Consider the following 22,450-nt stretch of genomic DNA (forward strand, 5'->3'; position numbering starts at 1 on the left):
CCCCCCCCCCCGCGCGGGCGCCCCCCCCCCCCTCTCCCCCCCCCCCCCCCCCCCCACCCCCGCTGTCCCTGGCCCGCCCCCCCCCCCCCCCCGCGGGGGGGGGCGGTCGCGCTTGGCCGGGCCTGGCGGATTTCGCCGGTGGGCGTCGCCGGCATGCTTGCCGTCGGTGGCCTGTCGATGACGATTTCAGGCTTCGCACCGATCCATGCCACGGCCAAGGGCTACAGCCAGGCAGATGTGGCACTGCTGCTGTCGGCGATGCCGGTCGGCACATTGATCCTGCAGATCCCGCTCGGATGGATTTCCGACCGCACCGACCGCCGCTTTGTGCTGGTCGCCGCTTCGGCGCTTGCCATGGTGGCGGGCCTGTTCGCTCTCGGCTTCGACGGTGGTGCGCTGGCGGCGCTGGTCGTCATCTATGTGGTCTGGGACGGCGCATCGGAATCGATCTATTCGCTGGCCAGCGCGCATGCCGCCGACCGCGCCGGCAAGGACGACATGGTGGCGCTATCCAGTTCGCTTCTGTTTGCGTGGTCGCTGTCCGGCTTCATCGTGCCCGGCATCGTGACCGGGCTTTCCGCCGTCTACGGAACGCAGGCCTTCATCTATGTGGCCATCGTCATCGCGACCGTTTTTTGCCTGTTCGTGCTGTGGCGGGTGGTGGCGATGTCGCCTGTTCCCGCCGCCGAGACCGGCAATTTCGCGCCGATGACGGCGCAGGCACCGCTGCCGGTCGACCTCGCTTTCCCATCCGAAGAGCAGCGCCGCGCGAACAGCTAAAGCGCGTCGCGTTTGACCGGCCTCATGCGACGCGCTTTAGCGTTGTTGTTTTTATGCATGTCGTTATCGCAAAACCGCTGCACACTTTTGCGCGACATGCATTAGACCTGCACGGGATTGATCATCTCACTGTCTGGCGGTTTCCTGCCGCGGTGCTTCAGGCGGTGGCGCGGGTATAGAAATGCCTTCGCTGTCGAACGCCTGCTTGGCGCGTTTGGTGAGTTCGATCTGGGTGGCGAAAAAATCCGCAGCCGAGGTCCAGTAGCGCAAGGTGATAGCGACGTTGCTGTCGCCGACGGTCGCTACAAAGGCAATCGGCGCCGGCTCCCGCCTGACGCGTCGGTCGGCGGCGGCGACGCCCAGCATGGTCTTTTGGGCGAAATCGATGTCGTTCCAGGAGCCGATGGTCAGCGTGATGTCGCCACGTCGGGCACCGTTGCGCGTATAGTTGCGGACAGGCTGGTTCCACAGCGTCGAATTGGGGGCGAGGATATAGACGCCGTCCACCGTTCTCAACGTGGTGGCGAACAGGCCGATTTCCTCGATGGTCCCGGCGATGGCGCCGACCTCGACATATTCGCCGATGCGGAATGGCCGCAGCGCCAGCAGCATGATGCCGGCGGCTATGTTCTGCAGCGTGCCCTGCAGCGCCAGGCCGATGGCTAGGCCGATGGCGCCAATGGCGGCAATGATCGAGGTTGTCTGGACGCCGAACTGGCCGAGCACCATGACGACGACGAGGATCAGTATGGCGTAGCGGACGATCATCGAGAAGAAGTGGCGCAGCGTCGTGTCGAAGCCATGGATATGGCCGAGGCCGGCGTAGATCGAGCGCTGGGCAAGGCCGGCGACGGTATAGCCGAGGACCAGCAGGATGACGGCGCCGATAGCCGAGAAGGAGTAGGAGACGATCAGCCCGCTGAGCTGCGCAAGGCCGGACTGCACGGTGAGGAGAGCGTTCTGAGGGTCGATAGGCATGAGGGGGATCCGGTTGGTCAATGCGCGGATAACCCAGGCCATGCGACAAGAGTTCCGATTTTTCTTCACTGCGGAACCGGAAGAACGGTTCTTCGTTGGCTACAGCAGGGCTGCCGTCTTGAAACTGCAACGCAACTCTGCCTATCTAAGGGGTGTCACCTGCTTTGAAGGGTGATTTGGTTGTTCTTGCTGCGAAAGGAAATACACTGAGAACAGCACTTTGGAAGAAGGCCGACATCGTGCCTTCGCCGGCCGGGATCAGCGTAAACGACGCCGTGTCCCGCGCCATCAAGACAGTCCTTGCCAGTCTGGAAGACTCCAAGGCCGAAAACATCGTCTCAATCGACATTCAGGGAAAATCGAGCCTCGGTGACTATATGGTCATCGCGTCCGGCCGATCGCACCGTCATGTCTCGGCTGTCGCCGATCATCTCCTCAAGGCGCTCAAGGATGCCGGGCTCGGCACGGCGCGCGTCGAGGGACTGGCCGGCGCCGACTGGGTCCTGATCGATTCAGGCGACATCATCGTCCATGTCTTCCGTCCCGAAGTCCGCGACTTCTACAATCTCGAAAAGATGTGGCAGGCGCCGGACCTCGAGGAAGAGACCCTCCACTGAGCCGTATTTGATTGATGCATGTCGTTTCCCAACACCGGTGACCACTTTTGGTGACATGCATTAGCGGCTCTTCGAGGCAGGGATGAAGATTACCGTTCATGCCGTGGGCCGGATGAAAGCCGGCCCCGAGAAGCAGCTCGCCGACCGGTATTTCGAGCGCTTCGCCAAGAGCGGGCAGGCCGTGGGGCTCGAATTCTCAGGGGTTGTCGAGATTCCGGAGGGCCGTGCCCAGACTGCCAACGAGCGTCGCCGCGAAGAAGGCCAGAAACTGCAGACGCAGTTGCAGCCTGGTACCGCGCTGATGCTGCTCGACGAACGCGGCAAGAACTTTTCCTCCGAGGATTTCGCCGGGCGCATCGGCCTGTTGCGTGATGGCGGGCGCAAGGCACTTGTCATCGCCATCGGCGGTGCCGACGGTCACGACCAGTCGCTGCGCGATCAGGCCGATCTGATGGTGTCGTTCGGCGCGCCGACATGGCCGCACCAACTGATCCGTGTCATGTTGGGCGAGCAGCTTTACCGGGCCGCCACAATCCTGTCCGGCCATCCCTATCATCGCTCGTGAGCGGTTGCAGGTTCCAACCGAAACCGGTGGATTGGCGTGAGCCGCCCGGATTTTCGCCTCAATGCGTCACGAGGCTGTTTGCGGGCGGCGAGGCTCTCGAACATGGTTGATGGTTCGTTAACGAAGCCACGCATAGAGTCGGGCTTCAATGTCTGAAGATTGGAAATCGCGAACCGGCTTTTGGCGCGCACGCTGCGGCCCGGCAGCGGCGGCGCTCGTGCTGTCGCTCGGTGCCGCGTGGGCGCAGAACAGGCTCGACATGGCGCCTGACCCGGATCAGAGCCGCGCCGAGTACGAACGGGTATCGAAGGAGATCACGCTGTCGTCCGAGCGGCTGGCCAAGCTCGCCGCCGACATGGCGACGGTCAAAAAGGACCATGCCTCGATCACCGCGGCGCTGATCCAGTCGGCGATGACCGAACAGAAGCTCGGCCAGGACATCGAGGACATCGGCGCCAAGCTGGAAGGGCTGAAGGGCGAGGAGCAGAAAATCCGCGCCTCGTTGGCCGCCAGACGCGACGTTCTGGCCGAGGTGCTGGCTGCGCTGCAGCGTATGGGGCTCAATCCGCCGCCGGCCATCCTGGTCAAGCCTGAGGACGCGCTGTCGTCGGTGCGCAGCGCCATCCTGCTCGGCGCCGTGGTGCCGGAACTGCGCCAGCAGACCGAGATATTGCTGACGGACCTCAAGGAGCAGTCGCGGGTGACCGCCTCGAGCGAGGCGGAGCGGGCGCGGCTGACGGCGGCAGTTGGCGAACAGACGGCGGAAAAGAAGCGGCTCGGCATGCTGCTCGAAGCCAAGCAGAAGCTCGAGGCCGAGACGCAAACGGCACTGGCGGCGGAAAAGGAGCGATCCGCAGCACTGGCGGCCAAGGCCGGCAGCCTGAAGGAACTGATCGCCTCGCTCGAAGCAGACAAGGTCCGCAAGGCGGCGGCCGCGGCGAAGGCAGCCGAGCAGAAGGCCGCAGAGCAGAAGGCAGGGGGCGCCGACAAGGCTCCGGCGCAGACGGCTCCGGCACAGAAGGTCCCGGAACAGACGGAACTGGCGGCCCTGCCGGTGCCGGAGGCCAACCGGCTCACCGCCGCTGCACCGTTTTCGGCGCTTCAGGGGCAGATCGCGCTGCCCGTCACCGGCAAGATCAAGCGGCGGTTCGGGGCCAGCGACGGTTACGGCGCAGTGATGCTCGGTGACATGGTTGCGACACAATCGGGAGCCATCGTCACCGCGCCAGCGGACGGAAATGTGCTTTATGCGGGACCTTTTCGCTCCTATGGTCAACTCTTGATCCTGAACGCGGGTGACGGCTATCATGTCGTTCTCGCGGGGATGAGCAGAATCAGCGTCGCGTCTGGCCAGTCGGTGCTCGCAGGAGAGCCGGTCGGCGCGATGGGAGAGGCCCGGGTGGCGAGCACCTCGGCATCGAAGAATGGAAATGCCACGCCGGAGCTCTATGTTGAGTTCCGCAAGGATGGAAAACCCGTCGATCCGACCCCATGGTGGGCGGACCGTTTCTCTGGAAGGACGTGAGATGATGCGGAAACTTTCGCTTCTGTTTGCCGGTGCGCTGATGGGCGCATCCGCGATGAGCCTGGTCTATGGCGCCCCCGGCTCGACGGCGAACGCTGCGGGCTCCGAGACCTATAAGCAGCTGGCGATCTTCGGTGACATCTTCGAGCGGGTGCGGGCGCAGTATGTGACGCCGCCCGACGACAAGTCGCTGGTCGAAAACGCCATCAACGGCATGCTTACGTCGCTCGACCCGCACTCCTCGTATATGAACGCCGAAGAGGCGCAGGACATGCGCGTGCAGACCAAGGGCGAGTTCGGCGGCCTCGGCATTGAGGTCACTATGGAGAACGACCTGGTCAAGGTGATCACGCCGATCGACGATACGCCGGCCGCAAAGGCGGGCGTGCTTGCCGGCGACTACATTGCCAAGATCGACGGCGAGGAGGTTCGCGGCCTGAGCCTCAACGACGCGGTCGAGAAAATGCGCGGACTGGTCAACACGCCGATCAAGCTCACCATCCTGCGCCAGGGCGCCGACAAGCCGATCGAGCTGACGGTGGTGCGCGACATCATCAAGGTCAAGGCGGTCAAGTTCCGGGTCGAGAACGACATCGGCTACATGAAGATCACCTCCTTCACCGAAAAGACCCATGACGACCTCGAGAACGCCATCGACACCATCAAGAAGCAGGTGCCGAACGAAAAGCTCAAGGGCTACGTGCTCGATCTGCGCCTCAATCCGGGCGGGTTGCTCGACCAGGCGGTGAGCGTGTCCGACGCCTTCCTCACCCGTGGCGAGATCGTCTCGACGCGCGGCCGCGATCCCAAGGACGTCACCCGCTTCGACGCGCGGCCGGGCGACGACATCGACGGCAAGCCGCTGGTCGTGCTCGTCAATGGCGGCTCGGCCAGTGCGTCCGAAATCGTCGCCGGCGCGCTGCAGGATCTGCGCCGCGCCACGGTGGTCGGCACTCAGTCCTTCGGCAAGGGCTCGGTGCAGACCATCGTCCCGCTCGGCGAGAACGGCGCGCTGCGCCTGACGACGGCGCTCTATTACACGCCGTCCGGCAAGTCGATCCAGGGCAAGGGCATCACGCCCGACATCAAGGTCGACCAGCCGTTGCCGCCGGACCTGCAGGGCAGGGATTTGACGCGCGGCGAGTCGGACCTCAAGGGCCACATCAAGGGCAGCGACGAGGGCGATACCGGTTCGGGCTCGGCAGCCTATGTGCCGCCGGAGCCGAAGGACGACCTGCAGCTCATCTTTGCCCAGCAGTTGCTGCGCGGCGAGAAGACCGATCCGGCGTTCCCACCAAATCCGGACAAGGCCGTGCTGAACCAGTAGGGGCTGTGCCGAACCAGTAAAAGTGGATCAGCCGGACAACAGGTCTGGCTGCCTGATCGAAGCGATGTAATGCTGCCGGGGCTGCAAGGCCCCGGCAGTTTGATTCGGGGGAACCGCGGCTGGGGGTGCGGCTTGGCTGACATCGGCAACGACATCGAACGCCCACTCGGGCAGGCCGTCCGGCCGCCGCGCGCGGCCCGCAGGATCAGCGCTGGCGTGGTGGCGGCCACTCTCCTGGTGCTGGCCGTGATCGGCGTCTCCGGCGCGATTGCGCTGCGTGAAAGGCCATTTCGAAAGCCGGAAGAAGTCGCCGTTTCGACGCCGAAGACGACAGCGGTGGTCGAATCCGCAGCGCCGGCCACTGAGCCGGCGCCGAAGGCGGAAGCACCATCCAAGATGGGCGGGCCGCAGATCATCCACATGCCGACCGAAGCGGGCGATGGTCCGCCCAGGGCGGCCATCGTCATCCACGACCCTTCGACGATCGGCCAAAACCTGAGGATCGCGCATATTCCCGACAGGGAGCTGGTCGAGGCCGGCGAAACCGGCCCATTGCCGGTTCGTGCCGCTGACGGCAGGCGGCCGTTCGATGTCTATGCGCGGCCGTGGTCCGGTTCACGCGGTGCGCGCGTGGCGATCGTCATCGGCGGGCTTGCCGTGTCGCAGACCGGCACGCAGGCGGCCATCGCCAAGCTGCCGGCCGAAGTGACCCTAGGCTTCGCGCCGCAGGGCAACAGCATCGGCCGCTGGATGCAGGCGGCGCGGCAGAGCGGCCATGAGATCGTCATGCAGGTGCCGCTCGAACCGTTCGACTATCCGAACGTCAATCCCGGCCGCAACACGCTGACGGTCGCGGCGACGGCGGACGAGAATTTGAAGAATTTGCGCTGGGCGCTGTCGCGGACGACCAACTACACCGGCGTCATGAACTATATGGGCGCGCGCTTTTCGGCCGATGCGGCGGCGATGGGGCCGCTGATGGCCGAGCTTGGCAGGCGCGGCCTGGCCTATGTCGACGACGGTTCGTCGGCGCGCAGCCTGGCGCCCGACCTGGCGTTGAAAAACGGCGTGCCGTTCGCCGCCGGCGACACGTCGATCGACGCGGTGCGGGACCGCGGTGCCATATTGAAGAAGCTGGACGAGCTGGAAGCCACTGCGCGGGCGAAAGGCTTTGCCGTCGGCATCGGCTCGGCCTTCGACCTGACGGTCGACACCGTGTCGGCCTGGGTGGTCGAGGCCAAGAAGCGCGGCATCGAGATCGTGCCTATTTCGGGAGTGGCGGTGGATCCGGAAAAAAGTTGAGCATGACGAAAAAAAAACCGGTCGATCCCGAGACGCTGCCTTATCGTCGCTGTGTCGGACTGATGATCCTCAACGGCGACGGGCTGGTCTGGGTCGGGCATCGCATTGCCGAGCCGGACAGCGAATTCGCCGGCACGACGCAGCTCTGGCAGATGCCGCAGGGCGGCATCGACAAGGGCGAAGAGCCGCTGCAGACGGCACAGCGGGAACTCTACGAGGAAACCGGCATGCGCAGCGTCTCGTTGCTGGATGAGGCGCCGAACTGGATATATTACGACCTGCCGGCCCATCTGGTCGGCATCGCCTTCAAGGGGAAATATCGCGGCCAGACGCAAAAATGGTTCGCCTTCCGCTTTCACGGCGACGTGAGCGAGATTGAGATCAATCCGCCGCCGGGCGGCCACGCCGCCGAGTTCGACAAATGGGATTGGCGGCCGATGCAGGAATTGCCCGACCTGATCGTGCCGTTCAAGCGTCAGGTCTATGAGGACGTGGTTGCGGCGTTCCGGCATCTGGTTGCGTAGCTTGGCGCAAGCCGCGCTCGCGCCGACCACGGTTGCCGCGTCAGCGCGGTGGCCTTATTGATGGCCAATCAGTTGCGGACGGGGTTGGCATGAACGGCGCTTCCAAAAAATCTCTTTCTGAAAGGGTCGCCGTCAAAGCCGCCCCGATCAGCGAAGCGGCGGCCGGCGCCATATTGACCGTCGATCTCGGCGCCATCCGCCAAAATTACCGGCGGCTCAAGGCGCGTTTGGGTGGCGTCGGCTGCGCGGGTGTCGTCAAGGCCGACGGCTACGGGCTCGGCGGGGCCCAAGTGGCGGCGGCGCTGGCAGCCGAAGGCTGCGCTATTTTTTTCGTCGCGCATCTGACCGAAGGGGTCTTGCTGCGCCAGGCGCTCGGCGTACGGCCAGCGATCTATGTGCTGAACGGCATTCAGCCGGGCGCTGAAAGCGAAGCCGTCGACGCGGAGCTGGGCGCGGTCATCAACAGCGCCGACCAACTCGCCGCCTGGCGCGCGGCGGCGCAGCGGGCCGGCCGCAAGCTCAAGGCTGCAATCCAGGTCGACAGCGGCATGTCGCGGCTCGGCATGGCGACAGCCGAGGTGGAGGCCGTCGCTGCCGATCCGCAGGCTTTCAACGGTATCGACGTCACCTTGGTGATGAGCCATCTCGCTCGCGCCGACGAGCCCGGGGATCCGGCCAACGAGCAGCAGCGGCTGGAATTCGAGCGGCTGCGCAGGATGCTGCCAAAGGCGCCGGCATCGCTAGCCAACTCCTCCGGCATCTTTCTTGGGCAGCCCTTTCATTACGACCTCGCCCGGCCCGGTGCGGCGCTCTACGGCATCAATCCGACGCCAGCGGCGGAAAATCCGATGCTACCGATGGTGCGGCTTCAGGCAAAGGTCATCCAGACGCGCAGCCTCGATAGGGGAGCCGGCGTTGGCTATGGCCATATTTTTCAGGTGACCGATTCGCTGGTCGTCGCAACGATCTCGCTAGGCTATGCCGATGGCTGGCATCGACGCGCGGCCTCAGCCGCCTGGTTCGAAAATGTGCGTTTGCCGTTCCTGGGCCGTGTGTCGATGGACTCGATCGTTCTCGACATTTCGGCCCTGCCGCCCGACAGGCTGAAGGCGGGCGACCTCGTCGAACTGATCGGGCCGTCGCAGACGGTGGACCAGGCGGCCGGCCATGCCGGCACCATCGGCTATGAAATCCTGACCAGCCTCGGACACCGCTTTCACCGGCGCTATGTGAATGGATAGCGCGCGGGTTTTTTAGGCATGTCGTTATCCCAAAACCGCTGCGGACCCACGGGTCAAGCCCGAGGGCATGCTTTTGGGCGACATGGTTGGGCACTTGGCGGACGCCGTAAAATCCGGCAGACAGAAAGCCACGATGCCCTGCCCCAAAATCCCTGACAAGACGTCGTTCTGGAGAACTATGCGATGAAGATCTTCGTGCTGGGCGGCGGCGTCATCGGGGTCACTACCGCTTATTATCTGGCCGAGGCCGGCCATGAGGTGACGGTGATCGACCGCCAGAAGGGCCTGGCGCTGGAAACCAGCTTTGCCAATGCCGGCGAGATCTCGCCCGGCTACGCCTCGCCCTGGGCCGGTCCCGGCGTCCCGCTGAAGGCGATCAAATGGCTGCTGATGAAGCATGGTCCGCTGGTGGTGCGGCCGACTCTCGATCCGCATATGTGGGTATGGCTGGTCAGGATGCTGCGCAACTGCACGGCTGAGCGCTATGCGGTGAACAAGGCGCGCATGGTGCCTTTGGCCGAATACAGCCGCGACACGCTGAAAGCGCTGCGCGAGGCGACCGGCATCGCCTATGACGAGCGCGCCAAGGGAACGCTGCAGCTTTTTCGCACGCAACAGCAGCTCGACGGCACTGCCGGCGATGTCGAGGTGCTGAAGACATACGGCGTTCCCTACGAGATTCTCGATCCCGACGGCTGCATCGCGGCCGAGCCGGGGCTGGGAGGGGTGCGTGAAAAATTCGTCGGAGGCCTGCGACTGCCGGGCGACGAAACCGGTGACTGCAAAATGTTCACCGACCGTCTGGCCGAGCTCTGCGTGGCGCGCGGCGTCACCTTCGAATACGACACGGAGATACGGCGCATCGTCCGCAAGCGCAACCGTATCGCCAACATCAATACGAGCAAAGGTTGGAAGGCTGCCGACGCCTATGTGATGGCGATGGGCAGCTATTCGGCCAAGTTCATGCGCACGCTGAAACGACCCGTCCCGGTCTATCCGGTCAAGGGCTATTCGATCACAGTGCCGATCAAGGATGCTGCCGCAGCACCGGTGTCGACGGTGATGGACGAGACTTACAAGGTGGCGATCACCAGGCTCGGCGACCGCATCCGGGTCGGTGGCACGGCGGAGATTTCCGGCTTCGACCTGACGCTGCATGAATCGCGGCGGCGCACGCTCGAACATTCGCTCGGCGACCTTTTTCCGGGCAGCGGCGAAATGAAGTCGGCGACCTTCTGGTGCGGGTTGCGGCCGATGACGCCGGACGGGCCGCCGCTGATCGGCCGCACCGAGTTCTCCAACCTCTATCTCAACACCGGCCATGGCACGCTCGGCTGGACCATGGCCTGCGGCTCGGCCAAAGTCCTGGCCGACATCATTTCGAGCCGGGTGCCGGACATCAATGTCCGCGACCTCGGACCGGAGCGATACCAGCGGTAGGATCGGAAGGCGTCCTTCAGCCAGCCCCGCCTTTGAGCGCGGTAAGGAACTTGCCGCGCCACTTGGGATCAAGCTCCACACACTTTGCCGCAACTGCAGCGGTTTGAGGATAATTTCAAACGCGTTGGATGAATATTGTCAGACGAACAGGCCTCGTTCCCGTTCCACCGCCTTGGTGATGAAGCTCGCGACGATCTGGACGCGGCGCAGCGGCCTGACCGATTCGTGATAGACCAGCCAGTAGGCACGGCGGATGGGCGCGACAATGTCGACAGCCACCAGTTCCGGCATCGAACGGGCGACGAAGGTGTGCAGGATGCCGATGCCGGCGCCGGAGCGCACCGCTTCGGCCTGGCCGAGTGCCGAGGAGATGGCGAAGCTCGTGCGCCAGTCGGCGCTGAACTCGGCCGCATAGTCGAGCGAGGGGCTGACGATGAGGTCCGGCACATAGCCGATCAGCGTGTGCCGGCCGAGCTCGGCGGGCGTCTGGGGCAGGCCATGCGCTTCGGCATAGGCGCGGGACGCGAACAGGCCGAGCGTGTAGTCGACCAGCTTCCCCGCCACCAGCCTGCCTTCGGTCGGCCGCTCCACGGTGATGGCGATGTCGGCTTCGCGCCTGGACAGCGAGAAGGAACGCGGCACCGGCACCAGCTGGATGGTGAGCTCGCGGTGAAGCGCCGTCAGAGCGCCGAGGCGTTTGGCCAGGAAGGCGACGCCGAAACCATCAGGCGCGCCGATGCGCACCGTGCCCGAAACATCGTCGCCTTCGCCCGCCACGGTCGAGCGCGCGGCGATCATGTCGCCTTCCATGCGCTCGGCGATGTCGAGGAAGCGCTCACCCGCCGGCGTCAGCTCGCTGCCGGTGGTCAGCCGACGAAAAAGTTTTGTGCGCAGCGCATCCTCGAGTGCGGCGACGCGGCGCGAGACGGTGGCGTGGTTGAGCTCCAGCCGCTTGGCCGCGCCGAGGATCTGGCCGGCCCGCGCCACCGCCAGAAAGATGCGCACGTCATCCCAGTTCATGGCTGACGTCCGCAACTTTAGCGTTGAGCGTCGCGTTCCCGCCCACCCCCCTCTGTCCTGCCGGACATCTCCCTCGCAAGGGGGGAGATCGGATGTCGCGTCGGCTTTCGCCAATCTCTAACGTTGCAGAAAGGGCGCTAAGGCCAAAGCTGCCAATCTCCCCCCTTGCGGGGGAGATGGCCGGCAGGCCAGAGGGGGGTGTGAAGGAATGCAATCTCTCAATCCCTGCAGCGATCGACCGGTATCCTACCATTTGCGGGAATTGATGCACAGACGCGAACCGCTATCTACTTTCCGCACAACGGTTGCGTGTTCGCTCGCGTTGCCATCGGCCGCGCAAAGGCGGACAATGCCGCATCACAAATCAGGGAGAGAAACCATGATCGAATACGGTCATTTCATCGGCGGCAAGCGTGTCGCTGGGACCAGCGGCCGCAAGCAGGATGTCATGCAGCCGATGGACGGCACGGTGCGCGGCACGGTGGCGCTGGCTTCGCAGGCGGAACTGCGCGCAGCGGTGGAAAACGCCAAGGCGGCGCAGCCCGGCTGGGCGGCGACCAACCCGCAGCGGCGCGTGCGCGTCCTGATGAAGTTCCTCGAACTGGTCGCCAGGGAGTATGACGCGCTGGCCGAGATTCTGGCGCGCGAACACGGCAAGACCATCGCCGACGCCAAGGGCGACATCCAGCGCGGCCTGGAAGTGGTCGAGGTCTGCATCGGCGCGCCGCACATGATGAAGGGCGAGTTCACCGACGGCGCCGGCCCCGGCATCGACGTCTATTCGATGCGCCAGCCGCTCGGCGTCGTTGCCGGCATCACGCCGTTCAATTTTCCGGCGATGATCCCATTGTGGAAGATCGCGCCGGCTATCGCTTGCGGCAACGCCTTCATCCTGAAGCCTTCGGAGCGCGACCCCGGCGTGCCTATGCGCATCGCCGAGCTGTTCATCGAGGCCGGCCTGCCGGCGGGCATCCTCAATGTCGTCAACGGCGACAAGGACGTGGTCGACGCCATCCTCGACGATCCCGACATCAAGGCCATCGGTTTCGTCGGCTCGACGCCAATCGCCCAGTACATCTATTCGCGCGGCTGCGCGGCCGGCAAACGCGTGCAGTGCTTCGGCGGCGCCAAGAACCACATGATCATCATGCCCGACGCCGACATGGACCAGACCGTCGACGCGCTGATCGGCGCCGGCTACGGCTCGGCCGGCGAGCGCTGCATGGCGATCTCGGTGGCAGTCCCGGTCGGCAACGATACCGCCAACCGGCTGATGGAAAAGCTGGTGCCGCGTGTCGAAAGCCTGAAGGTCGGCCCTTCGACGGATTCGTCCGCCGATTTCGGCCCGCTGGTGACGGCGCAGGCGCTGGAGCGGGTCAAGGGCTATGTCGATACCGGCGTCAAGGAAGGCGCCAAGCTGGTCGTCGACGGCCGCGGCTTTTCCATGCAGGGCTATGAGAACGGCTACTATATGGGCGGCTGCCTGCTCGACAACGTGACCGCCGACATGCGCATCTACAAGGAAGAGATCTTTGGACCGGTGCTCTCCGTAGTGCGGGCGCCGACTTACGAGAACGCGATCAAGCTCGCCAACGACCATGAAATGGGCAACGGCGTCGCCATCTTCACCCGCGACGGCGATGCCGCCCGTGACTTCGCCTCGCGAGTCCAGGTCGGCATGGTCGGTATCAATGTGCCGATCCCGGTGCCGATCGCCTACTACACGTTCGGCGGCTGGAAAGCGTCTTCCTTCGGCGACCTCAACCAGCACGGACCGGACGCATTCCGTTTCTACACCAAGACCAAGACGGTGACCTCGCGCTGGCCGTCCGGCATCAAGGACGGCGCCGAATTCGTCATCCCGACGATGAATTAGCCGGTCGATTAAAAATTGAGCGAAAAAGGCCCGGCCAGAAACCGGGCCTTTTTGTTGGCCGGTCTCGGCCCGTATCTGCGTGAACGCTAAATGTGATGGAACCAGGCGGCAGCAGAAGTCTTTAAAATTGCAATCCGGCCGCGAAGCAGGCGCGGCAGCCCAACCAACGGTGCTGGCGACAGTTTCGGGGCGGCCGGCGGCAAGGAGGCGTCAGATGACACGTCTAATGGTGACGACACTTTGCGTAGCAGTCGCGGCGCTTTCCGTCGCCCCGGCGACAGCGGCCGAACAATGCGCGCCACGAGCCGACATGATCAAGGCGCTCGGCGAGAAGTTTCGGGAAAATCCGACCGCGCTCGGCGTCGTCAATCCGAATGTGATTGTTGAAGTTTTCGTTTCCGACCAGGGCACCTGGACAATCCTAGCCAGCGACACACGCGGTCAAAGCTGCGTGGTGTCGGTGGGTGAAGGCTGGGAGAGCGCGATGACGACAGCGGCGCTGCCAGGTACCTGAGCCGCCTAGCGGGTGTCAGCCACCTCAGCATCGCCGCGCGCAGGCCGCGGTTCTCGGCGACAACTTGAAATCCTCAGGCGCCCCAGCGGGCGCCTGCTTGCGCTTTGCGTTGCCGACACCATTTATGGAACATAGTGGGAACATTTGGAGTCGTCCCGCTGACAGACCGGAACACAGAAAGGAACGACGCGATGACGTCGGAACCGGCCTGGATCGTTCCGGCAAAATGAGGGCTCTCCCCTTTGCCGGACGTGATGGCAAAGGAGGTGCCCTATGGCACGCAAATCGCTGTTCGTTTGGGTGAAAACCGTGGTGCATGCTGGCGCATTAGCGGTGGGTACCAACGCCGCAAGCGCCCAATATCAATACTGCGTCGAACATGGCGATCTCGTCGCTCACCTGAGCGAGCAGTTCCAGGAAAGACAGTTTGCTTTCGGGCTGATCGGCCAGATGGCGATTATGGAAGTCTATGTCGCGGACAGCGGAAGCTGGACGATCATCGTCACCGATGTCGCTGGCAGAAGCTGCATCGTCGCGGCCGGCGAACATTGGGAAAATGTGGTGATCCCGGCCGACCAGGACGCATGACGGAATTGGGCGATGCTCAGCACCTGGCAGCGCCGGATGGGCGAAACTCAAAGAGCTGGCCGAAGGTTGATGCCGATTTCCTATCGCGTGGCGGCCGCTTCGGCATGGCCGCGCAGCAGCGCCATCAGGCGCTTGGCATCTTTGGCGGCGGCATCCTCGTCGCCGTCGAGGATCGAGCGGATCAGCGCGACGTGGTGTTCGGCCGATTCGGCAAGCCCGGTATCGGCCTTGTAGCGGAACCAGAAGCGGCGGCTGTGGGTTTGCAGGGGCGCCGCCAGCCGCGCGGCGAAAGGATTGTCGGCAGCCAGCGCCAGCGCCTCGTCGAGCGCCTTGTCGGCCTGAATGAAACCCAGCACATTGCCTGATATCACCGCCTTCTGCATGGCCAGCGCGGCATCGTGAAACAGGTCGGCGGCCTCACGGGTGACGAAGCGGGCGGCCGAACGGGCAAGAACCACCTCGACGCCACGCCGTGCATCGAGAACGCGCAACCAGTCGCCGGGATGCAGCGGGGCAATGGCGATGCCGGCGCGCGGCCGGACATCCAGCAGTCCCTCCCACGCCAATCGCTGGATCGCCTCGCGCACCGGCGTGCGGCCGAGCCCCAGCCTGTCGATCAGCGCGCCCTCGGTGATGAAGCTTGAAGGCGCCAGTTCGAGCGTCACGATCATGTGCTCGAGCACACGATAGGCTTTCGCCGCCACTGGCTCGAACGCCGGGCTTATTTCATTGAATATCAAAGGCGAGCTCCAGATATAATTTTGATATATCATAGCGAAATCCGTGTTGACAGTCCGTTTCTTGGTAAATATACGACTGATATATCAGATGGAGCGACCGACATGTGGACCGGAATTTTCCCCGCCGTCACGACCAAATTCACCGAGGACGACCGCCTCGACCACGCCGAGATGGAGCGCTGCTTAGCGCTGCAGATGGATGCCGGTTGCGACGGCATCATCGTCTGCGGCTCGCTCGGCGAGGGGCCGATGCTGTCGCACGACGAGAAGATCGAGGTGCTGAAGACCGCGCAGAAGATCGCCGGCAACAAGCCGGTTCTGCTGACGGTCAACGAACCCGGCACGCGCGAGGCGGCCGCGATCGCCCGCCGCGCCGCCAAAGAGGGCGCCAACGGGCTGATGGTGGTGCCGAGCCCGATCTACCACACCAATGCGGAGGAGACGGTCGCGGCACTGCGCGCCGTCGCCGAGGCCGGCGACCTGCCGGTGATGATCTATTCCAACCGGCTTGCCTATCGCGTCGACGTCACCGTCGATCAGATGGAGGAACTGGCGAAGGACAAGCGTTTCGTCGCCATCAAGGAATCCTCCGATGACATCCGCCGTTCGACCGAAATCATCAACCGCTTCGGTGACCGCTACGATTTGTTCACCGGCGTGGACAATCTGGCGTTCGAGGCGCTGTCGGTCGGTGCCATAGGCTGGGTGGCGGGACTGGTCACCGCGTTCCCCCGCGAGACGGTCGCGATCTATCAGTTGATGAAGCAGGGCCGCCGCGAGGAGGCGCTGAAAATCTACCGCTGGTTCCGGCCGCTGCTCGACCTCGACGTGTCGACCTATCTGGTGCAGAACATCAAGCTCGCGGAAGTCCTGGCGATCAACACCAACGACCGCGTGCGCATGCCGCGCCAGCCGCTGTCGGGCGAGCGCCGCAAGACGGTCGAAAAGATCGTCAGGGATGCACTGGTGGTGCGGCCGGAGCTGCCGACGTTTTGAGCAGGCTCTCCCCGTTTTACGGGGAGAAGATGCGGCAGCCAGATGAGGGGCAGCGCCCACGTGCAGGGAATTTCCAAGTCGGCAAAAGCGGGGCGCCGCCCCTCATCCGCCCTTCGGGCACCTTCTCCCCGTGAACGTGGAAAAGGGGAGGACATCGCCATTATCGGTGGCGGCATCATCGGCATCTGTGTCGCCGCCTATCTGGCCGAGGCGGGGCGAAACGTCACGATCTTCGATCGGACGGGCATCTGCGAGGAAACGAGTTCCGGCAATGCCGCTGCCTTGGCCTTTTCCGATGTGCTGCCGCTGGCCCACAAGGGCATGATCAGGCATCTGCCGAAATGGCTTGCCGACCCGCTCGGCCCGCTCAGCATCCCACCCGCCTACCTGCCGAAGCTGCTGCCCTGGCTTGTCCGCTTCTGGCGGGCCGGACGAAGCGACCGCTACGAGGCCAGCCTTGCGGCGCAGGCCGGGATGATGCGGCTCGCCGAGGCCGAATGGGCCGGGCTGATGGCGCGCTCGGGCACCGGAAACATGCTGCGCGAGGACGGCTCGCTCGAACTCTACGAGAGCGAGGCCGAATTCAAGGGGTCGCTGCCCGGCTGGGCGGCCAAGCAACGCTTCGGCATCGGCTTCAGCCATGTCAAGGGCGATGCTCTCGCCGCCTTGCAGCCCGGCCTGTCGCCGCGTTTCGTCAAAGGCACTTTCGTGCCGGGATGGAAGACCGTTACGGATCCGAAATTATTGGGCAAGGCGATCTGGACCTTTGCCGAGAAGAACGGCGCGCGTTTCGAAAAGGCTCGGATCGACCATGTCGGAGCGGGGCAGGATGGCGCGACACTGACGCTGGCCGACGGCACGGTGCGGCAAGCAAAAGGCCTCGTCATTGCCGCCGGTGCGTGGTCGCATCTCCTGGCGAAACATATCGGCGACCGCATCCCGCTTGAAACCGAGCGCGGCTACAACACGACCCTGCCGAAAACCGCCTTCGACGTGAAGCGGCAACTGATCTTCTCCGGCCACGGCTTCGTCATCACCCCGCTCGAAACCGGTGTGCGCGTCGGCGGCGCGGTCGAGCTCGGCGGCATCGAGCGGCCGCCCAACTACGCCCGCTCGAAAGCGCTGCTCGACAAGGCACAAAAATTCCTGCCGGGGCTTGACCCGGCCGGCGGCCGCGAATGGATGGGGTTTCGGCCGTCGCTGCCGGATTCGCTGCCGGTGATTGGTGGCGCCAAGCATGCCGGCACGATAGTCTATGCCTTCGGCCACGGCCATCTCGGCCTGACCCAGGCAGCTGCCACCGGGCGCCTGGTCCGCGATCTCATTCTCGGCCAAAATCCGGTGTTTGATCTTTCTCCGTTTTCCCCGAACCGCTTCTGACGGGATCTAGACATGGCGCGCCACTCCTTCTTCTGCATCGACGGTCACACCTGCGGTAATCCGGTGCGGCTGGTCGCCGGCGGCGGACCGCTGCTCCAGGGCGCGACGATGATGGAGCGGCGCGCGCATTTCCTGGCCGAATATGACTGGATCCGCACCGGGCTGATGTTCGAGCCGCGCGGCCATGATGTGATGTCCGGCTCGATCCTCTATCCGCCGGCGCGGCTCGATTGTGACATCGCCATCCTGTTCATCGAAACCTCGGGGTGTCTGCCAATGTGCGGTCATGGCACCATCGGCACGGTGACGATGGCCATCGAGCACGGGCTGATCAAGCCGAAGACGCCGGGTTTGCTCAGGCTGGACACGCCAGCCGGCCTGGTCACCGCCGAGTACAAACAGGTCGGCCAATATGTCGAGGAGGTGCGCATCACCAACGTGCCGTCCTTCCTATATGCCGAAGGCCTGACGGTGGAATGTCCGCAGCTCGGCGAGATCAGCGTCGATGTCGCCTATGGCGGCAATTTCTACGCCATCGTCGAGCCGCAGAAGAACTATCGCGACATGGCCGAGCATTCCGCCGGCGACCTCATCGCCTGGAGCCCGGTGGTGCGGCAGCGGCTCAACGAGAAGTACTCTTTCGTGCATCCGGAGAATCCCGGCATCGACCGGCTGTCGCATATGCTGTGGACGGGGGCGCCGACCGACAACCAGGCGGATGCGCGCAACGCCGTCTTCTACGGCGACAAGGCAATCGACCGCTCGCCTTGCGGCACCGGCACCTCGGCGCGGATGGCGCAGCTTCACGCCAAGGGCAAGCTTAGGACTGGCGACGATTTCGTCCACGAATCGATCATCGGCTCGCTGTTCAAGGGCAGGGTCGAGAAGGAAGTCACGGTTGCGGGCAAGCCGGCGATCATTCCGTCGATCGGCGGCTGGGCGCGCATGACCGGATTGAACACGATCTTCATCGACGATCGCGATCCGTTCGCGCACGGATTCGTCGTCAAATAGAGAGCATCCTGACCCAAGGGAAACGAAAGGAACGCAAAGATCGATCGCTTCGATGGCGCAACGATCCCGCTCATCAACTTATTTTGACGGCGATTCCTTCGAAACGGCGTGCATTTTGACGACGAATCGCCAAAGACATTGCGTTATGCCAATGATAGGGTCCGCGATAGTCCAGAGGCCGGGAAGGGAAGAACGGGCAATCCGATTGCGTGCTTCAAAATCACGCATGCCGATTAAAAAATGACGTTGCAATCCGGGCTCGAAACTTTACGACTAGGGGAAATACGAAAAGGAATGCGTCTGCATGGGCGACATTCCAGGGGAGCCACGACAGCATGCAGTATTTTGTCCAGCAGCTTATCAATGGGCTGACGCTGGGATCGATCTATGGGCTGATAGCGATCGGCTACACGATGGTCTACGGTATCATCGGCATGATCAATTTCGCCCATGGCGACATCTTCATGGTCGGCGCCTTCACCGCCCTCATCGTTTTCCTCATCCTCGGCGCGTTGTTCTATTCGGTGCCGGTGGTGATCGCGCTCCTGGTCATGATGATCGTCGCGATGCTGCTGACCAGCCTGTACAATTGGACGATCGAGAAGGTGGCCTACCGGCCGTTGCGCGGTTCGTTCCGGCTGGCGCCGCTGATCACTGCGATCGGCATGTCGATCGCGCTGTCGAACTTCGTCCAGGTGACGCAGGGGCCGCGCAACAAGCCGATCCCGCCGATGGTGTCCAAGGTCTATAATATCGAGGGCATCAGCGTGTCGCTGAAGCAGATCGTCATCGTCATCGTCACCGCGCTGCTGCTGGCGCTGTTCTGGTACCTGGTCAACAAGACCTCGCTGGGTCGAGCCCAAAGGGCATGCGAGCAGGACCGCAAGATGGCTGCGTTGCTCGGCATCGACGTCGACCGCACCATCTCGATCACCTTCGTCATGGGTGCGGCCCTTGCCGCCGTCGCCGGCACGCTGTTCCTGATGTATTATGGCGTCATCGCCTTCTCCGACGGTTTCACGCCCGGCGTGAAGGCGTTCACCGCGGCCGTGCTCGGCGGCATCGGCTCTTTGCCCGGCGCCGTGCTCGGCGGGCTGATGATAGGCTTCATCGAAAGCATGTGGTCGGCTTATTTCTCGATCGACTACAAGGACGTCGCCGCCTTCTCCATCCTGGCGATCGTGCTGATCTTCCTGCCTTCCGGCATTCTCGGCCGGCCAGAAGTCGAAAAGGTCTGAGATCATGGCGGTCACCGCATCTCCGGAGCGCGACATCGTCGCCACCCCCATGCAGCGCGCCACCCGCGAAGCGCTTTATGCCGGCGCCATCGCGCTCGGCCTGTTCGTGCTGTTCATCGGCCTGAGGACCGATCAGAACATCTCCAACGAGCTGATCCTTGTACAACGCTGGTGGCTCCTTGCCGTCGTGGTTGTGCTGACCATGGCAGGGCGTTTTCTCTACGTCGCCTACGGGCAGCCCTTCCTGGCAAATCAGAAGATCGTCGACGTCGCCACCGGCCTGCTGCCGGAGAGCATGGCGACGCGGTTCTTCCGCCTGCCGTATTTCATCGCGGCCATCGTCACAGTGGCCGTGCTGGTTTTCCTTGCCGGCTCCCTTGACGGATTGCTGGGACCTGGTCTGGCCGGTTATGCACGGTTCCTGAGGGCGCTGGCGATCATCTACGCGCTCGCCTCGGTGATGTTTTATTTCCGAACCCTCATCCATGCCCATTTCTCGGCATTAGGCATAACCGCACTGGCGCTCTACCCGATCATCGTTGTGCTGGTGCTTGCCTTGTACGGAGGATCGGTGGCCGCCGGGTTCCAGGGTTCTCTGAAATGGGTCGACAATTACGGCATTCAGATCCTGATCTATGTGATGCTGGCGTGGGGGCTGAACATCGTCGTCGGCCTCGCCGGCCTGCTCGACCTTGGTTATGTCGCCTTCTATGCCGTCGGCGCCTATGCCTATGCGCTGCTCGGCACGCAATACGGCCTGTCGTTCTGGATCCTGCTGCCCGCCGCCGGTGCCATGGCCGCCTTCTGGGGGGTGCTGCTCGGCTTTCCGGTGCTGCGGCTGCGTGGCGACTACCTGGCGATCGTGACGCTAGCCTTCGGCGAGATCATTCGTCTCGTGCTGATCAATTGGCGTGAGGTTACCAACGGCTCGGCCGGTATCTCCGGCATCCCCAAGGTCACCTTTTTCGGCCTGATGACGTTCAACGTCTCGGATCCGAACTATATCGCCAAGGTTTTGGACATCGCCACGTCGAGCGCTTATTACAAGATCTTCCTCTACTACCTGATCCTCGGGCTCTGCCTGCTCACTGCCTTCGTCACCATAAGGCTTAGGCGCATGCCCGTCGGCCGCGCCTGGGAAGCGCTGCGCGAGGACGAGATCGCCTGCCGTTCGCTCGGCATCAACACCACCACCACCAAGCTCACCGCCTTTGCCACCGGCGCCATGTTCGGCGGCTTCGCCGGCTCGTTCTTCGCCGCGCGGCAAGGTTTCGTCAGCCCCGAATCCTTCATCTTCCTGGAATCGGCGATCATCCTCGCCATCGTCGTGCTCGGCGGCATGGGTTCGCTGGTCGGCATCGCCGTCGCCGCCATGGTGATGATCGGCGGCACCGAGGTGCTGCGCGAGCTCGATTTCCTGAAGCAGGTCTTCGGTCCCGACTTCACGCCGGAACTCTACCGCATGCTGCTGTTCGGCATGGCCATGGTTATCGTCATGCTGTGGAAGCCGCGCGGCTTCGTCGGCAGCCGTGAACCGACAGCCTTCCTCAAGGAGAGCAGGGCCGTATCCGGCTCCTTCACCAAGGAGGGTCACGGCTGATGAGCGATGCGAGCTCGATTCAGAAAGCCAACCCGGGCATGAACGACGCCATCCTGCAGGTCGAGCATCTGTCGATGAAGTTCGGCGGTCTGGTTGCCATCGGCGACCTCTCCTTCCAGGCCAGGCGCGGTGAGATCACCGCGCTGATCGGGCCGAACGGTGCCGGCAAGACCACCGTGTTCAACTGCATCACCGGCTTCTACAAGCCGTCTGAAGGCATGCTCACGCTCAACCGGCGCGACGGCTCGAGCTACCTGCTCGAACGGCTGCCGAACCATGAGATTCCGGCGCGCGCCAAGGTGGCGCGCACCTTCCAGAACATTCGTCTGTTCTCGGGCATGACGCTGCTCGAGAACCTGCTGGTGGCGCAGCACAACAAGCTGATGAAGGCGTCCGGCTACACCGTCCTCGGCCTGTTCGGCTTCAGCGGCTACCGGACAGCGTCGGCCGAGTCGATCGACCTCGCCAGACACTGGCTGGAAAAGGCCGACCTCGTCGATCGAGCCGACGATCCGGCCGGCGACCTGCCCTACGGCGCACAACGGCGCCTGGAGATCGCGCGGGCCATGTGCACGGGTCCGGAGTTGCTCTGCCTCGACGAACCGGCCGCCGGGCTCAATCCGAAGGAATCAATGGCGCTCAACGCGCTCCTGATGGACATCAAGGACAACACCGGGACCTCGATCCTGCTGATCGAGCACGACATGGCGGTGGTCATGCAGATTTCCGACCATGTCGTGGTGCTCGAATACGGGCGCAAGATCTCGGACGGCAGTCCGCATGCGGTACGCACCGACCCGCGTGTCATCGCCGCCTATCTCGGCGTCGAAGACGAGGAAGTCGAGACTGTACTGACCGAGGTCGGCGACGAAGACGTCATCGAGCAACTGGATACGGGCCCGGATTCGGCGCACGGCCCGGGCACATCATCTTCGTATTTCGCCGGACCGGTGACCGACACAGTCGGCCACAGCGAGGGCGAGCGCGTCACGGTGTCGAAGGGTGCCTCGAAGGCCGGGCAGGTCGATGCAAGGTCGAGTGTCGCCGCAGCAAGCAAGGCAGCCTCTCCGGCGGCAGCCAAGCCCAGCACGAAACCTTCTGCCGCGAAATCCTCCGCGGCAAAGCCGGCCACCAAGGCTCCGGTAAAGCCGAAGACACCGGGCGCGTCCAACCGACGCGGAGGGC

General features: G+C 63.8%; 19 protein-coding genes and 2 pseudogenes. 18 read left to right on the forward strand and 3 right to left on the reverse strand.

What is annotated here, in order from left to right:
• On the forward strand, positions 1-780 hold a 780-nt coding region (locus tag NKH12_RS22735; protein ID WP_352955194.1), incomplete at its 5' end, for an MFS transporter.
• Between the two features lie 126 nt (positions 781-906).
• Here the strand turns inward: NKH12_RS22735 and NKH12_RS22740 are convergent.
• Positions 907-1,758, reverse strand: a complete 852-nt coding sequence (locus NKH12_RS22740; protein WP_352955195.1) for a mechanosensitive ion channel family protein — start codon at positions 1,756-1,758, stop codon at positions 907-909.
• Positions 1,759-1,997: 239 nt separating this feature from the next.
• On the opposite strand from NKH12_RS22740, the gene rsfS reads away from it, so the two are divergent.
• The 8 genes from rsfS (at position 1,998) to NKH12_RS22780 (ending at position 10,299) form a co-directional block, all read left to right on the forward strand.
• Positions 1,998-2,375: a ribosome silencing factor gene (gene rsfS / locus NKH12_RS22745; RefSeq protein ID WP_023800052.1), complete on the forward strand. Its 378-nt coding sequence runs from the start codon at positions 1,998-2,000 to the stop codon at positions 2,373-2,375.
• 82 nt (positions 2,376-2,457) lie between these two features.
• Positions 2,458-2,940, forward strand: coding sequence for a 23S rRNA (pseudouridine(1915)-N(3))-methyltransferase RlmH (gene rlmH / locus NKH12_RS22750; RefSeq protein ID WP_352955196.1), 483 nt, complete (start codon positions 2,458-2,460; stop codon positions 2,938-2,940).
• Positions 2,941-3,088: 148 nt separating this feature from the next.
• Complete coding sequence (locus tag NKH12_RS22755) at positions 3,089-4,465, forward strand: murein hydrolase activator EnvC family protein (protein WP_352955197.1); 1,377 nt, start codon at positions 3,089-3,091, stop codon at positions 4,463-4,465.
• Position 4,466: 1 nt separating this feature from the next.
• Positions 4,467-5,792, forward strand: coding sequence for a S41 family peptidase (locus NKH12_RS22760; protein ID WP_352955198.1), 1,326 nt, complete (start codon positions 4,467-4,469; stop codon positions 5,790-5,792).
• Positions 5,793-5,924: 132 nt separating this feature from the next.
• Positions 5,925-7,094: a divergent polysaccharide deacetylase family protein gene (locus NKH12_RS22765; protein ID WP_352955199.1), complete on the forward strand. Its 1,170-nt coding sequence runs from the start codon at positions 5,925-5,927 to the stop codon at positions 7,092-7,094.
• A gap of 2 nt (positions 7,095-7,096) precedes the next feature.
• Positions 7,097-7,618, forward strand: coding sequence for an RNA pyrophosphohydrolase (locus NKH12_RS22770; RefSeq protein WP_352955200.1), 522 nt, complete (start codon positions 7,097-7,099; stop codon positions 7,616-7,618).
• Positions 7,619-7,707: 89 nt separating this feature from the next.
• Positions 7,708-8,859, forward strand: coding sequence for an alanine racemase (gene alr, locus NKH12_RS22775; RefSeq protein WP_352955201.1), 1,152 nt, complete (start codon positions 7,708-7,710; stop codon positions 8,857-8,859).
• A gap of 183 nt (positions 8,860-9,042) precedes the next feature.
• The gene (locus tag NKH12_RS22780) at positions 9,043-10,299 is read left to right on the forward strand and encodes a D-amino acid dehydrogenase (protein WP_352955202.1); all 1,257 of its coding nucleotides are present in this window, start codon (positions 9,043-9,045) and stop codon (positions 10,297-10,299) included.
• A 138-nt stretch (positions 10,300-10,437) separates the two neighbouring features.
• Here NKH12_RS22780 and NKH12_RS22785 read toward each other — a convergent pair whose 3' ends face one another.
• A complete protein-coding gene (locus NKH12_RS22785) occupies positions 10,438-11,319 on the reverse strand; it encodes a LysR family transcriptional regulator (protein WP_352955203.1) in 882 nt (293 codons plus the stop codon).
• 379 nt (positions 11,320-11,698) lie between these two features.
• Here NKH12_RS22785 and NKH12_RS22790 point away from each other — a divergent pair, with 379 nt between their 5' ends.
• The 3 genes from NKH12_RS22790 to NKH12_RS22800 all read left to right on the forward strand — a co-directional run bounded on the left by NKH12_RS22790 (position 11,699) and on the right by NKH12_RS22800 (position 14,297).
• Entirely contained in the window at positions 11,699-13,195 is a 1,497-nt protein-coding gene (locus NKH12_RS22790) for a CoA-acylating methylmalonate-semialdehyde dehydrogenase (protein WP_352955204.1), read from the forward strand.
• A gap of 214 nt (positions 13,196-13,409) precedes the next feature.
• A complete protein-coding gene (locus NKH12_RS22795; RefSeq protein WP_352955205.1) occupies positions 13,410-13,709 on the forward strand; it encodes a hypothetical protein in 300 nt (99 codons plus the stop codon).
• Between the two features lie 273 nt (positions 13,710-13,982).
• Positions 13,983-14,297: a hypothetical protein gene (locus NKH12_RS22800; RefSeq protein ID WP_352955206.1), complete on the forward strand. Its 315-nt coding sequence runs from the start codon at positions 13,983-13,985 to the stop codon at positions 14,295-14,297.
• An 80-nt stretch (positions 14,298-14,377) separates the two neighbouring features.
• On the opposite strand, the gene NKH12_RS22805 is transcribed toward NKH12_RS22800, so the two are convergent.
• Positions 14,378-15,070, reverse strand: coding sequence for a GntR family transcriptional regulator (locus NKH12_RS22805; RefSeq protein ID WP_352955207.1), 693 nt, complete (start codon positions 15,068-15,070; stop codon positions 14,378-14,380).
• A gap of 69 nt (positions 15,071-15,139) precedes the next feature.
• On the opposite strand from NKH12_RS22805, the gene NKH12_RS22810 reads away from it, so the two are divergent.
• The 6 genes and pseudogenes from NKH12_RS22810 to NKH12_RS22835 form a co-directional block, all read left to right on the forward strand.
• On the forward strand, positions 15,140-16,033 hold the full coding sequence (locus tag NKH12_RS22810) for a dihydrodipicolinate synthase family protein (protein ID WP_352955208.1): 894 nt from the start codon (positions 15,140-15,142) through the stop codon (positions 16,031-16,033).
• A gap of 42 nt (positions 16,034-16,075) precedes the next feature.
• The gene (locus tag NKH12_RS22815) at positions 16,076-17,413 is read left to right on the forward strand and encodes an NAD(P)/FAD-dependent oxidoreductase (protein WP_502910828.1); all 1,338 of its coding nucleotides are present in this window, start codon (positions 16,076-16,078) and stop codon (positions 17,411-17,413) included.
• Between the two features lie 12 nt (positions 17,414-17,425).
• Complete coding sequence (locus NKH12_RS22820; RefSeq protein ID WP_352955210.1) at positions 17,426-18,427, forward strand: 4-hydroxyproline epimerase; 1,002 nt, start codon at positions 17,426-17,428, stop codon at positions 18,425-18,427.
• A 335-nt stretch (positions 18,428-18,762) separates the two neighbouring features.
• Complete coding sequence (locus tag NKH12_RS22825) at positions 18,763-19,665, forward strand: branched-chain amino acid ABC transporter permease (protein ID WP_352955211.1); 903 nt, start codon at positions 18,763-18,765, stop codon at positions 19,663-19,665.
• Between the two features lie 88 nt (positions 19,666-19,753).
• Positions 19,754-21,265, forward strand: a pseudogene (gene livM, locus NKH12_RS22830) (high-affinity branched-chain amino acid ABC transporter permease LivM); the annotation flags it as partial.
• Positions 21,265-22,449 (forward strand): annotated as a pseudogene (locus tag NKH12_RS22835) (ABC transporter ATP-binding protein); the annotation flags it as partial. The pseudogenes livM and NKH12_RS22835, both read left to right, overlap by 1 nt.
• Position 22,450: the final 1 nt, after the last annotated feature.

Origin of the sequence: Mesorhizobium sp. M1322 (genome assembly GCF_040318085.1) — a bacterium.
Lineage (GTDB): Bacteria > Pseudomonadota > Alphaproteobacteria > Rhizobiales > Rhizobiaceae > Mesorhizobium.